The organism is uncultured Streptococcus sp., assembly GCF_915066115.1.
In the GTDB taxonomy this organism is placed as follows: Bacteria; Bacillota; Bacilli; order Lactobacillales; family Streptococcaceae; genus Streptococcus.
In genome coordinates this window covers 1-13,553 of the sequence record NZ_CAJZDT010000039.1, presented here as the reverse complement: position 1 = coordinate 13,553, position 13,553 = coordinate 1, and the positions used below count along the sequence as shown (strand labels likewise).

Genomic DNA, 13,553 nt, shown 5'->3' with positions numbered 1-13,553 from the left:
ATATGGCCTTTATCCCTTCTAAACTTAAAGAAAAGGAAGTCTTCCCAAGTGGTACCTTTGATAAAACAATTGATTTACCCTTTGAGAATTTAAGCCTTCCTGCACCTGAAAAATTTGATACTATTTTGACTCAATTTTCTGGGGATTATATGACCTTGCCACCTGAAGAAAAACGCTTCTACAGTCATGAATTTCATGCCTACAAATTGGAGGATTAGGATGCAATATTTAGAAAAAGAAGAAATTAAAGAAATTCAACTAGCTCTGCTAGATTATATTGATGAGACTTGTAAGAAACACAATATTCCTTATTTTCTCAGTTATGGGACCATGCTTGGTGCTATCCGCCACAAAGGTATGATTCCTTGGGATGATGATATTGATATTTCTCTCTATCGTGAAGATTATGAGCGCTTATTGAAGATCATTGAGGAAGAAGACCATCCACGTTATAAGGTTCTCTCCTACGACACTTCTTCTTGGTACTTCCATAATTTTGCATCGATTTTGGACACTTCTACTGTTATCGAAGACCATGTCAAGTACAAGCGTCATGACACTAGTCTCTTTATTGACGTATTTCCAATTGATCGATTTACAGATTTGAGCATTGTTGACAAGAGTTATAAGTATGTGGCCCTTCGTCAACTAGCTTATATCAAAAAATCACGCGCGGTTCACGGTGACAGCAAGTTAAAAGATTTTCTAAGATTATGCAGTTGGTACGCCCTCCGATTTGTTAATCCGAGATACTTCTATAAGAAAATAGATAAGTTAGTTAAGAATAGTGTTGTAGAACAGCCGAAATATGAGGGAATGGTTGGAGTTGATAAAGAGGGAATGAAGGGTGTTTTCCAAATAAATACTTTCAAAGAGTTAATCTTAACAGAGTTTGAGGGAAGAATGTTACCAATTCCTAAAAATTATGATGTCTTTTTAACCCAGATGTATGGCGATTACATGACTTTTCCTTCAAAAAAAATGCAGGAGTGGTATAGTCATAGTATAAAAGCTTTTCGCAAGGTGGAGAAGTAATTCTGTTTTATGAGAGAACAAATCTTGTGAGTGTCTATTGAGGAGATTAGGACATTGATATTCTTATACAAGCTTGGACACAAAAAGGAGTTCTAGTTTACTAAGATCAATTTTTTATACATCAGCAGAAAATATTCCAAATTGTAGTCTGTAGAGATGGTAAAGGAAAGTGTGATATACATGAAGAACATAATGATAAGAAATTTAATATTATTTAGTTTTCTTGTATGTCCTTTAATTATGGCTGCCAAATTATCCGCATCCACTTTATTAATGTAAAATCTAAGTCAGGGAGTTATACTATTCTTTTAGAAAGCTAAGGGTACTTTGTTTTAATTATATGACTATTGATCCTTATCGCTCCGTTAGGTGCGCGTCGAAGGTTATAGCCTAAAAACTTCAAATGCGATACAATAAAGTTATTTCTGTAAATCGAAAAGTGAAAAAATATGGTACAAAAGTCTCATAGTTTATCGTACACAAAGTGGCGCTGTAAGTATCACATCTTGTATAGACGAAAAGTAGTCTATAATCAATATCGAAGTAGTTTAAGCGAAGTATTTCATCGCTTGTGTAGTTATAAGGATGTTGAAATTATCAGTTAGATTATGTACATATGTCAACTCTTTGTAAACTGTAGTGGGTTTAATAAAAGCTAAGATCGAGAAAGGACACATTTCGTCCTTTCTTTTTTAAGTACGACGGGCATGTCGTGCATCTGAGGTGTAAGTCCTCCGTGGGCACCCGCTACTGGTGAACCCAATAGCGATTCCCAAGTCTGACTATCGTGAGGTAGCGGATTAAAACGGTCTGGGGATAGACCGTTTTAAGTCTGACGCTAGAAATAAGAGTCGTCAGAGGAAGGGATAGCGAAATCGTGGCTCTACGAACAGGAACGTGATAGTAAGGCGTATATAGTGGATAAGGAGGCTTAAAACTCTAAAGTCCAAAAAGGTAGTCGTAATCTATATGCGTAAATCACGAGAGTAATTGAATTCGGACTAAGGTTTGTGTGAAAAAGATAAATTTTCCTAGAGTCTAAAGACTCTGCGTCAGATTTCCTATTTTCACTGTAACCTTTTAACGTCCTCGTATCTTGTATAAACGAGGAAAGATGTACGACTTATCCCGTGAGATCTCATGAGAGCTGAAAGCGTAGTAACAACGAATCATGAGAAGTCAGCCGAGCCCATAGTAGTGAGGAAGCTTCTGTAATGGAAGTGGAGCGGAGGGGTGACCAACAAATCGAAGTAATCCTACTTCACTTGTGTCTGTAAAACGAGAGGTCTAATAGAACTGGACTCTGTCACGTATGACTGGGTGAAGGTTCACCAATATAAGATGTCCCTCAGGCATCAAAACAAGAAAGGAATACGCACATGTCAAAATTGCTAGATAAGATATTATCACGCGAAAATATGCTGGAAGTCCACAATCAAGTAAAATCCAATAAGGGCTCAACTGGGATTGATGGAATTACTATCGAAGAGATGGATGACTATCTCAGACACAACTGGCGCCTGACTAAGGAACTGATAAAACAGAGAAAATATAAGCCTCAACCAGTTCTTAGAGTTGAGATTCCCAAACCAAACGGAGGCATCCGTCAACTAGGAATTCCAACAGTTATGGATAGAATGATTCAACAGGCCATTGTCCAAGTCATTAACCCCATTTGTGAACCCCATTTCTCAGATACGAGTTATGGCTTCAGACCAAATAGGTCATGTGAAAAAGCCATCATGAAGCTCTTAGAGTACTTAAATGACGGCTATGAGTGGATAGTGGATATAGACCTAGAGAAATTTTTCGATACGGTTCCTCAAGATAGATTGATGTCCTTAGTACATAATATTATCGAAGACGGAGATACGGAATACTTGATTCGTAAGTATCTTCATTCAGGTGTTATCATTAACGGTCAGTGTCATAAAACGCTAGTTGGTACACCACAGGGAGGAAATTTATCTCATCTCTTATCTAATGTCATGCTTAATGAATTGAACAAGGAATTAGAAAAGAGGGGACTTCGATTTGTGCGCTACGCAGATGATTGTGTGATTACGGTCGGAAGCGAGGCAGCCGCTAAGCGTGTGATATATTAAGTCAGTCGTTTTATTGAGAAACGGCTAGGTTTGAAAGTAAACATGATCAAGACTAAGATTGCCAGACCAAGCGAGTTGAAATACTTAGGCTTTGGGTTCTGGAAATCATCAGTTGGTTGGAAAAGTCGCCCCCATCAAGATAGTGTTCGGAGATTTAAGCTTAAATTGAAGAAACTAACACAGAGGAAATGGAGTATAGACTTAACAAGACGTATTGAGCAACTGAATTTGTCTATTCGAGGATGGATAAACTATTTCTCGCTGGGAAATATGAAGCACATAGTCACTAGCATAGATGAGCGCTTGCGTACTCGCCTACGAGTGATTATCTGGAAGCAATGGAAGAAGAAATCTAGACGACTATGGGAATTACTGAAACTAGGGGTTCCTAAATGGACAGCAGATAAGGTATCTGGCTGGGGTGACCACTATCAATTAGTAGCTCAGAAGTTGATACTTAAACGTGCGATATCAAAATCAGTCCTTGAAAAACGTGGACTGGTTTCGTGTTTGGATTATTACCTTGAACGACATGCGTTAAAATTTAGTTGAACCGCCGTATGCCGAACGGCATGTACGGTGGTGTGAGAGGAGCTAGAGATTATCCCCTACTCGATTGTTGAGAGCGATAAAAATCTGTTTTTTGAAGTTTTCAAAGTTCCGAAATCCAAATGCATTTCGTTTGATAAGCTTGATGAGATTATTGGTCGCTTCTAATTTGGCGTTGGAATAGGGTAATTGAAGGGCATTGATGATTTTCTCTTTGTTCTTTAGAAAGATTTTAAAGACAGTTTGACAAAGAGGATGAACTTTCTTTAGATTGTCCTTAATAAGTCCGAAGAATTTGTCAGGTTCCTTGTTCTGAAATTGAGAAATCAAGAGTTGATAGAGATTGTAGTGGTGTTTCAAGTCTTCTGAATAGCTCAAAAGCTTGTCTAGAATTTCTTTATTCGTTAAGTGCATACGAAAAGTAGGGCGATAAAATCGCTTATCACTGAGTTTACGACTATCTTGTTGAATGAGCTTCCGGTAACGCTTGATAGCCTTGTATTCATGAGATTTTCGTTCAAATTGATTCATGATTTGAACACGCACACGACTCATAGCACGGCTTAGATGTTGAACAATGTGAAAACGATCTAGAACGATTTTAGAGTTTGGGAGTGAAACAGTCTGGGAGACTGTTTCAGCCTGAGCATAGAAATTCGGAAGCGAAGCTGTTTAACCAAGTCATAATAAGGACTAAACAGATCCATAGTAATAATTTCTACCTGACAGCGAACAGCTCTATGGTAGCGAAGAAAGTGATTTTGAATGATAGCTTTTGTTCTTCCCTAAAGAACAGCTATGATACTGAGATTATGAAAATCTTGCGCAATGAAACTCATCTTCATCTACCGATTGAAACAGTCACTCATCTGACTGTTTCAGCGTTCCAGGACATAATTTCAAGCAAATGGCTAAAGTTACACTCAAAGTGAAAGTCATTGAGCTTGCGAATGACAGTTGAAGTTGAAATGGCTAGCTGATGTGAAATATCGGTCATAGAAGTCTTTTCAATCAGCTTTTGAGCAATCTTTTGGTTGATGATACGAGGAATTTGGTGATTCCTCTTGACGATAGAAGTCTCAGCTACCATCGTTTTTGAACAGTGATAGCACTTGAATCGACGCTTGCTAAGCAGAATTCTAGTAGCCATACCAGTCGTTTCAAGGTAAGGAATCTTAGACGGTTTTTGAAAGTCATATTTCTTCATTTGACTTCCCACAATAAGGACAAGATGGAGCCTCATAATCCGTTTTAGCGATGATTTCTTTATGGGGATCCCTATTAACAACAGCTAAATTCCCAAACTAAGTTCCACCGCTAGTAAAAGTGGAAGTTACCCTTATTGATAGCATCCATAATTTGGATATTAGGATCTTTAATATTGAGTAGTTTTATAATAAAATGTAGTTGTTCCATATGATTCTTTCTAATGAGTTGTTTGGTAACTTTTCATTATAAATCTTATGGGACTTTTCTATTGCCACTTTTTTCTTTTTTCCTTTCGTGTTACAATAAAGGTATGAATCAGTATCAGAAAAAGATTGTTAAAGGAACTATTTATTCGCTCCTATCCGGCTTAATCTGGGGAATCTGTGGAATTTTAGGAGAATATTTCTTTACTCATTATCAAGTGTCCTCTGGCTGGATTACCTCTATGCGTTTGACACTGGCAGGGAGTCTTGTGCTCATTTGGTCTGCAGTGCAATTAAAATCGCAAGTGCTAGATATTTGGCGAGTTAAGAAAAATTACCTGCCCTTTTTAGCCTATGCTATTTTAGGTATTTTTTCTGTGCAGTTTTTCTTTTATCTATGCGTGGAGTATTCAAATGCTACAACTGCGACTATTTTACAATTTATCAGTCCAGTTTTTATCCTATTTTACAATCGAATGTTTTACAAAAAGAAGGCGTCTCTTAGCGCTATTCTATATGTCTTGATTGCAATGCTGGGTGTGTTTTTAATGGCTACTAGGGGAGATTTATCGCAGCTGTCTATGACACCCTTGGCTTTGATAACGGGCTTGCTCAGTGCAGTTGGAGTTATGTTTAATGTAATCTTGCCACAACCCTTTGCCAAGCGATATGGCTTTATACCGACAGTTGGTTGGGGAATGATTATAGCGGGACTATTTAGTAATCTACTCCATCCAGTCTATCGTATTACTTTTCAGTTAGATATTGTGAGCGTGTTGATTTGTTTAACGATAGCTGTATTCGGAACTGCATTTGCTTTCTTTATTTCGATGAAGGCGGTATCCCTTGTATCTCCTTTGGTTGTATCGGTGGTGAGTGCTAGTGAGCCCCTTTCTTCAGCTTTACTGAGCGTCCTTTTTCTTGGTCTAGTTATGGATGGATTTCTAGCTTTGTCTATGGTGTTGATTATTGTTCCTATGATTTTCTTGTCTGTAGAAGAAGCTAAGGAAAGAAATTAAATAGGGTTATTTTAATAGTTGAGGCTTCAAATTTGAGGCCTTTTTTGGTAGAATAGGTATCATTAAAATGAACTAGGAGGCGCCTATGACTGCTACAAAAATGAACGCACAAGAAATTATCCAATTTATCGCCAATGCTGAAAAGAAAACCAGTGTGAAAGTAACATTTGAAGGACAACTCGCAACTGCTGTACCAAGCTCTGTTGTCAAACTAGGGAATGTCTTATTCGGAGACTGGAAGGATGTTGCTCCGCTTCTCGATGGTTTGGTAGAAAATCAAGATTATGTTGTTGAGCAAGATGCTCGTAATTCTGCAGTTCCTTTGCTAGATAAACGTGATATCAACGCTCGTATCGAGCCAGGTGCGATTATCCGTGACCAGGTTGAAATTGGTGACAATGCTGTTATCATGATGGGAGCTGTTATCAATATCGGTGCTGAAATCGGTGCAGGAACCATGATTGACATGGGTGCTATCCTTGGTGGGCGTGCCATCGTTGGGAAAAACAGTCACGTTGGTGCAGGTGCGGTTCTTGCAGGTGTGATTGAGCCAGCTAGCGCAGAACCAGTCCGTGTTGGAGACAATGTTCTCATCGGTGCCAATGCAGTAGTTATCGAAGGAGTCCAAATCGGTAGTGGTTCAGTTGTTGCAGCAGGAGCTATTGTTACCCAAGATGTCCCAGAAAACGTGGTAGTAGCAGGCGTTCCGGCTCGTATCATCAAAGAGATTGATGCTCAAACCCAACAAAAAACAGCGCTAGAGGATGCACTTCGTACCTTATAATTGTAAAAGTAATAAAGAGGCGGAACCCTTCTTCCAGCCTCTTTCTGCTATATCGGAGGATAGATAGATGTTAGATTTGATTCAGACTAGACGAGATTTGCACCAGATTCCAGAGATTGGCTTGGAGGAGTTCAAGACTCAGGCTTATCTGCTGGATGTGATTGAGAAATTGACTGCGGGCAAGGATTTTGCCCAAGTTCGAACTTGGCGGACAGGTATTTTGGTTTATTTGCAGGGAAATCAGCCAGAGCGAACCATTGGTTGGCGGACAGATATTGACGGTCTGCCTATCGTTGAACAAACAGGCCTTCCTTTTGCTTCTCAGCACCAAGATCGTATGCACGCTTGTGGACATGATTTCCACATGACCATTGCCTTGGGCTGTCTCGAGCGAGCCCTTGAGGAGCAACCCAAGAATAATCTGCTCTTCCTATTTCAGCCTGCTGAAGAAAATGAAGCTGGTGGCATGCTCATGTATGAGGATGGCGCTTTTGGAGACTGGTTGCCAGACCAGTTTTATGGTCTTCATGTTCGACCAGATTTGAAAGTTGGACAGATTGCGACCAATACACACACTCTCTTTGCAGGGACCTGTGAGGTGAAGATTCGTTTCAAAGGAAAAGGAGGACATGCAGCCTTTCCACATGAAGCCAATGACGCTTTGGTAGCGGCTAGTTACTTTGTTACCCAAGTGCAGTCAGTGGTCAGCCGCAATGTCAACCCAATCGAGGGAGCAGTGGTGACCTTTGGAGTTTTCCAAGCTGGAACAACCAACAATGTCATCACAGACACAGCCTTTTTGCATGGAACCATTCGTGCCTTGACACAGGACATGAGCCTCTTGGTGCAAAAGAGGGTCAAAACAGTTGCAGAAGGCGTTGCAGCTGCCTTTGATATGGAAGTCGAAGTCGAACGCAAACAAGGGGGGTACCTGCCTGTTGAGAACAATCCAGCTTTGGCGCGTGAACTGATGGACTTCTTTGAAGAAAAAGAGGGAATTGAGTTGATTGATATTGAACCTGCTATGACAGGTGAGGACTTTGGTTATCTCCTTTCGAAGGTAGATGGCGTTATGTTTTGGCTTGGTATTGATAGTCCCTACGCCCTTCATCACCCTCAGATGACTCCTAAGGAAGAGGCTCTAGCAATTGGGGTGGATGCGGTCTCTAGTTTCCTGAAAAAGAAGGCAGCAGAGTAGAGGATTTGTCTATGAAAGCAGAACTACGCAAGCAAGTCTTGCAGGAAATGAAGACTATCCCTCGAGAGCAAAAACAGGCTATGGATCAAGCTTTAACGGATCAATTTTTGAAACATCCTTTCTACAAAGAAGCCAAGGTTATCGCAACCTATCTCTCTTTTCCTCATGAGTTTCAAACGCAGGAACTGATTGAGCAGGCGCTGAAGGATGGCAAGAAGGTTCTGATACCCAAAACTTATCCCAAGGGGCGCATGGACTTTGTAGTCTATAATCCGCAACAACTAGCCAAAACTTCCTTTGGCTTACTGGAACCACAGGGAGATTTGGAAGTAGTGGATGCATCTCAGATTGATTTGATTCATGTTCCTGGCTTAGCTTTTACGACAGAAGGATATCGGATAGGATACGGTGGAGGCTATTATGACCGCTATCTGGAACATTTTTCTGGTCATACTTTGAGTACGATATATCCTTGTCAAATTCAGGACTTTATCCCGGAAAACCATGATATTCCTGTTCAGGAGGTATTAATTGATGAAGGAAATCTTTGATAGACGTTACCCTGTGACGAATTTTTTCCTCTTAGTGACGGCCTTGGTATTTTTACTAATGTTGGTCACTGCAGGCGGAAACTTTGACAGGGCAGATACATTATTTCGATTTGGAGCCATGTATGGGCCAGCTATTCGCCTCTTTCCTGAGCAGGTTTGGCGTCTCTTCTCTGCCATTTTTGTTCATATTGGGTGGGAACATTTCATTGTCAATATGCTTTCGCTTTATTATCTTGGTAGGCAAGTAGAGGGAATTTTCGGATCCAAGAAGTTTTTCTTTCTCTATCTCTTATCAGGAATGATGGGCAATCTCTTTGTTTTTGTATTTAGTCCTAAATCCTTAGCAGCAGGCGCCTCTACCTCTCTTTATGGGCTATTTGCCGCGATTATCATTCTTCGCTATGCTACGCGTAATCCTTATATCCAACAGCTAGGGCAATCTTATCTGACACTTTTTGTGATTAACATTATTGGAAGTGTTCTGATTCCAGGAATCAGCCTAGCAGGACATATCGGAGGTGCAGTCGGTGGAGCATTTCTAGCAGTTATCTTTCCAGTTAGAGGAGAAAGACGGATGTATAGTACCAGCCAGAGGTTAGGAGCGGTAGTGTTGTTCGTAGGACTCGCAGTGTTACTTTTCTATAAGGGAATGGGGTTGTGAGAGCTTATAGTAATAGTTGTGTAATGAAAAAAGATAAGGAATTTTTCGAACCTTATCTTTTTATTTTATTCCTTCTCAGCCAATTCTTTTCCTAGTTGGATGAGGTAATCTTTCAAGTCATCTTTGACTTGTGGGTGCTTGAGGGCGTAGTCAATAGATGTTTTCATGAAGCCAAACTTATCCCCAACGTCGTAACGAGCTCCTGTAAATTCACGGGCGAAAACACGTTGTGTTTTATTAAGTGTATCAATAGCGTCGGTAAGCTGGATTTCATTTCCAGCACCGGGAGCTTGATTTTCGAGGATCTCAAAAATTTCTGGTGTGAGCAGATAGCGCCCGATAATTGCTAAATCACTTGGAGCATCCTCTGGAGCAGGTTTTTCAACGAAAGTTTCGACACTATAGAGACCATTAATCCCTTCACCCTGAGGTGCGATAACTCCATATGCTGAAACTTCTTCATGAGGAACAGGCATAACAGCGATTGTTGATGCGTGAGTTGTCTCGTAATCATTCATCAATTGTTTTGTCAAAGGTACAGCATTGTCATCTGTGATATCCATTAGGTCGTCACCCAGCATGACAACGAAGGGCTCATTCCCTACAAAAGCTTTGGCTTGTAAGACAGCATCTCCTAGACCACGAGGATGGCTTTGACGGATAAAGTGAAGGCGAATGCCAGTTGTTTCGTCTACCAATTTTAGCAAATCATGTTTGCCTTTTTCTTTGAGGTTGTACTCAAGCTCAAAGTTTGAGTCAAAATGGTCCTCGATAGAACGTTTTGACTTACCAGTGACAACCAGAATATCCTCAATTCCTGATTTAAGAGCTTCTTCTACGATAAACTGGATAGTTGGTTTATCTACAATTGGCAACATTTCTTTGGCAAGGGCCTTGGTTGCTGGTAAAAATCGAGTTCCTAGTCCAGCGGCAGGGATGACTGCTTTTCTAACTTTTGGTGTCATAAGAATCCTTTCTTTAGAGGGTTAAGACCACTCATTCTCTGCTTTAAATTCATTGTTCATGATGTCATAAATGGCATCTTTGATATTGGTTCCGTGGTAGATAACTTGGTAAATGGCCTGTGTGATTGGCATATAAACCCCAAGTTCTTGCGCTAGCTCATAGGCTGCTCGGGTCGTTGAAATTCCTTCGATTACCATGCCCATATTGGCTTCGATATCAGCTAGGGATTCTCCACGACCAAGAGCATCTCCGGCTCTCCAGTTACGAGAGTGGATGGAGGTTCCAGTTACGATCAAATCTCCCACACCAGATAAGCCACTATAGGTCAATGGACTGGCCCCGAGTGCTACACCTAGGCGGGTAATTTCTGCCAAGCCTCGAGCGATGATGGCTGCCTTAGCATTGTCACCAAATCCCAAACCATGTAAAGCTCCTGCACCGACAGCGATAATATTTTTGAGAGCACCGGCAGTTTCGACTCCAATAACATCCGTATTAGTATAAAGTCGGAAGTAGTGATTACTAAAAAGTTCTTGAACGTATTGAGCTGTTTGTAAGTCTTTAGAAGCAGCAGTGATTAAAGTCAGGTCACGCACAATGGTCTCTTCTGCATGACTAGGACCTGAAACAACGACGATATCACTGCGGAGCTGTTCAGGAATTTCTTCTTCAAGGATGGTTGATAATCGTTTATGGCTATCAGGTTCTAATCCCTTTGATGCGTGCATGATAATAGCCTTATGGTCCAAGGTTTTTGCAACTTGTTGGGCAACAAGTCGTGTCACTTTTGTTGGGACAACAAACAAAATCGCATCCACATCTTTCAATGCCTCTGCTAAGTCGGTGTAGGCAATGATTTTTTCATCTAGAACGACATCTTTAAAGTAGTGTTTGTTAGTATGATAGGTATTAATTTCATTGATTTGATCGGGAATGTTTCCCCAAATACGTACCTCGTGTCCATTGTCATTTAAGACTTGTGAAAGGGCAGTTCCCCAAGAACCAGGCCCCAAGACGGCGATGGTTTGTTTTTCCATATTCCCCTCCTGTATAACCTTCTTTTTACTATTTTACCATAAAAACCTTTATCATGCATTACTGTAGATGAAAGCGCACTAATTTGTATCAAGGAGACTTCTTTGACAAGTTCTCACTTTTTTGCTAGAATAACATCACACAAACAGAATGAGAAGGAGCTGACGCATTGTCGCTCCCTTTTGTCTATTTTTTAAGGAGAAAATATGCTGATTCAGAAAATCAAAACCTATAAGTGGCAGGCACTGGCCTCGCTTCTGATGACGGGCTTGATGGTTGCTAGTTCACTTCTGCAACCGCGTTATCTGCAGGAAGTGTTAGACGCCCTACTTGCTGGGAAATATGAAGCCATTTATAGTATCGGGGCTTGGTTGATTGGTGTTGCCTTGGTCGGTCTGGTTGCTGGTGGGCTCAATGTTGTCCTTGCAGCCTATATTGCTCAAGGAGTTTCATCTGACCTTCGAGAGGATGCCTTCCGTAAAATCCAAACCTTTTCTTATGCTAATATTGAACAATTTAATGCGGGAAATCTAGTCGTTCGAATGACCAACGATATCAACCAGATTCAGAACGTCGTCATGATGACCTTCCAAATTCTTTTCAGGCTTCCCCTCTTGTTCATCGGTTCGTTTATCCTTGCGGTTCAAACTTTGCCCTCTCTGTGGTGGGTGATTGTTCTCATGGTTATCTTGATTTTTGGTTTGACTGCTGTCATGATGGGGATGATGGGACCTCGTTTTGCCAAGTTTCAAACCCTTCTTGAGCGCATCAATGCCATTGCCAAGGAAAATCTGCGCGGTGTTCGCGTGGTCAAGTCCTTTGTCCAAGAAAAAGAGCAGTTTGCTAAGTTTACAGAGGTCTCAGACGAGCTTCTTGGTCAAAACCTTTATATCGGCTATGCCTTTTCAGTAGTGGAACCTTTCATGATGTTGGTCGGCTACGGAGCGGTCTTCCTCTCTATTTGGCTGGTCGCGGGAATGGTTCAGTCGGATCCGTCTGTTGTTGGTTCCATCGCTTCCTTTGTTAATTACCTGAGCCAGATTATCTTTACCATTGTCATGGTTGGATTTTTGGGAAATTCTGTCAGTCGTGCCATGATTTCCTTGCGTCGTATCCGCGAGATTCTAGATACCGAGCCAGCGATGACCTTTAAAGATCTCCCAGATGAAGAGTTAGAAGGAAGTCTCTCTTTTGAAAATGTGACCTTCACTTATCCTACCGATGAAGAGCCCATGCTCAAGAATGTAACCTTTGATATTGCACCTGGTCAGATGGTCGGTGTGGTTGGAGCGACTGGGGCAGGTAAGTCCACTCTTGCTCAGTTAATTCCACGACTTTTTGACCCGCAGGAGGGTTCTATCAAGATTGGTGGCAAGGATATTCGAGACGTCAGCGAGGGAACCTTGCGTAAAACAGTTTCCATCGTCTTGCAACGTGCTATACTCTTTAGTGGAACCATTGCAGATAATCTTCGTCAAGGAAAAGGCAATGCCAGCTTGTCAGAAATGGAACGTGCAGCACGGATTGCCCAGGCCAGCGAATTTATCGGGCGTATGGAAAACAAATTTGAGAGTCAGGTCGAAGAACGTGGCACTAACTTTTCTGGTGGACAAAAGCAGCGGATGTCCATTGCCCGTGGGATTGTCAGCAATCCCCGTATCCTGATTTTTGACGATTCGACTGCGGCCCTAGATGCCAAGTCAGAGAGACTCGTACAGGAAGCTTTGAACAAAGACCTGAAAGGAACGACAACCATTATCATCGCTCAAAAAATCAGTTCAGTCGTCCATGCAGACAAGATTTTGGTCTTGGATCAAGGGCGTTTGATTGGAGAAGGAAGGCATGCGGACTTGGTAGCTAGCAATGCCGTCTACCGCGAAATCTACGAAACACAAAAGGGAAAGGAGGAATAAAATGAAAATAGTTCGATTTTTCTGGAATTATTTTAAAGTTTACAAGTTCTCCTTTGTCATTGTGATTCTGATGGTTGCAGTGGCGACAATTGCCCAAGCCCTCTTTCCAGTTTTTTCAGGCCAAGCAGTGACGGAGCTCGCTAATCTGGTTCTAGCTTATCAAAATGGGACTTCCGAACTAGCCTGGCAGAGTTTATCAGCTCTGATGCTGAATCTAGCTCTGGTTGTCCTCGCCTTAGTAGTATCCAGTTTGATATACATGACCTTGATGACCCGTGTGATTGCTGAGTCGACAAATGAGATGCGTAAGGGCCTTTTTGGTAAA

Annotated in this window: 10 protein-coding genes and 4 pseudogenes; 11 read left to right on the top strand and 3 right to left on the bottom strand. The window is 41.3% G+C overall.

Annotated elements, in window-relative coordinates; all coding sequences use genetic code 11:
- From QZ565_RS04210 to ltrA, 4 genes and pseudogenes are all read left to right on the top strand, one after another.
- On the top strand, positions 1-218 hold a 218-nt coding region (locus QZ565_RS04210), incomplete at its 5' end, for a LicD family protein (protein WP_295526047.1).
- A gap of 1 nt (position 219) precedes the next feature.
- The gene (locus tag QZ565_RS04205; RefSeq protein ID WP_084862417.1) at positions 220-1,035 is read left to right on the top strand and encodes a phosphorylcholine transferase LicD; all 816 of its coding nucleotides are present in this window, start codon (positions 220-222) and stop codon (positions 1,033-1,035) included.
- Between the two features lie 449 nt (positions 1,036-1,484).
- Positions 1,485-1,634 (top strand): annotated as a pseudogene (locus tag QZ565_RS04200) (IS200/IS605 family transposase); the annotation flags it as partial.
- A gap of 780 nt (positions 1,635-2,414) precedes the next feature.
- Positions 2,415-3,692 (top strand): annotated as a pseudogene (gene ltrA, locus QZ565_RS04195) (group II intron reverse transcriptase/maturase).
- Positions 3,693-3,734: 42 nt separating this feature from the next.
- On the opposite strand, the pseudogene QZ565_RS04190 reads toward ltrA, so the two are convergent.
- Positions 3,735-5,105: pseudogene (locus tag QZ565_RS04190) on the bottom strand (ISL3 family transposase).
- A 13-nt stretch (positions 5,106-5,118) separates the two neighbouring features.
- Here QZ565_RS04190 and QZ565_RS04185 point away from each other — a divergent pair.
- The 5 genes from QZ565_RS04185 (at position 5,119) to QZ565_RS04165 (ending at position 9,314) form a co-directional block, all read left to right on the top strand.
- Complete coding sequence (locus QZ565_RS04185) at positions 5,119-6,120, top strand: DMT family transporter (protein ID WP_295526041.1); 1,002 nt, start codon at positions 5,119-5,121, stop codon at positions 6,118-6,120.
- A gap of 85 nt (positions 6,121-6,205) precedes the next feature.
- Entirely contained in the window at positions 6,206-6,904 is a 699-nt protein-coding gene (gene dapD, locus QZ565_RS04180; RefSeq protein WP_049552476.1) for a 2,3,4,5-tetrahydropyridine-2,6-dicarboxylate N-acetyltransferase, read from the top strand.
- Positions 6,905-6,971: 67 nt separating this feature from the next.
- Positions 6,972-8,102: an N-acetyldiaminopimelate deacetylase gene (locus tag QZ565_RS04175; protein ID WP_295526036.1), complete on the top strand. Its 1,131-nt coding sequence runs from the start codon at positions 6,972-6,974 to the stop codon at positions 8,100-8,102.
- Positions 8,103-8,113: 11 nt separating this feature from the next.
- Positions 8,114-8,653 (top strand): 5-formyltetrahydrofolate cyclo-ligase, encoded by a 540-nt coding sequence (locus tag QZ565_RS04170; protein WP_295526033.1) that lies wholly within the window; start codon positions 8,114-8,116, stop codon positions 8,651-8,653.
- Positions 8,637-9,314, top strand: coding sequence for a rhomboid family intramembrane serine protease (locus tag QZ565_RS04165; protein WP_295526030.1), 678 nt, complete (start codon positions 8,637-8,639; stop codon positions 9,312-9,314). The genes QZ565_RS04170 and QZ565_RS04165 overlap by 17 nt, the downstream gene beginning before the upstream one ends.
- A 65-nt stretch (positions 9,315-9,379) precedes the next feature.
- On the opposite strand, the gene galU is transcribed toward QZ565_RS04165, so the two are convergent.
- Both galU and QZ565_RS04155 read right to left on the bottom strand, forming a co-directional pair.
- Positions 9,380-10,279 (bottom strand): UTP--glucose-1-phosphate uridylyltransferase GalU, encoded by a 900-nt coding sequence (gene galU, locus QZ565_RS04160; protein WP_295526027.1) that lies wholly within the window; start codon positions 10,277-10,279, stop codon positions 9,380-9,382.
- A 21-nt stretch (positions 10,280-10,300) separates the two neighbouring features.
- Positions 10,301-11,317, bottom strand: a complete 1,017-nt coding sequence (locus tag QZ565_RS04155) for an NAD(P)H-dependent glycerol-3-phosphate dehydrogenase (protein WP_295526024.1) — start codon at positions 11,315-11,317, stop codon at positions 10,301-10,303.
- A 204-nt stretch (positions 11,318-11,521) separates the two neighbouring features.
- Here QZ565_RS04155 and patA point away from each other — a divergent pair, with 204 nt between their 5' ends.
- Both patA and QZ565_RS04145 read left to right on the top strand, forming a co-directional pair.
- A complete protein-coding gene (patA, locus tag QZ565_RS04150; protein ID WP_295526021.1) occupies positions 11,522-13,228 on the top strand; it encodes a multidrug efflux ABC transporter subunit PatA in 1,707 nt (568 codons plus the stop codon).
- 1 nt (position 13,229) lies between these two features.
- A pseudogene (locus QZ565_RS04145) lies at positions 13,230-13,553 on the top strand (ABC transporter ATP-binding protein); the annotation flags it as partial.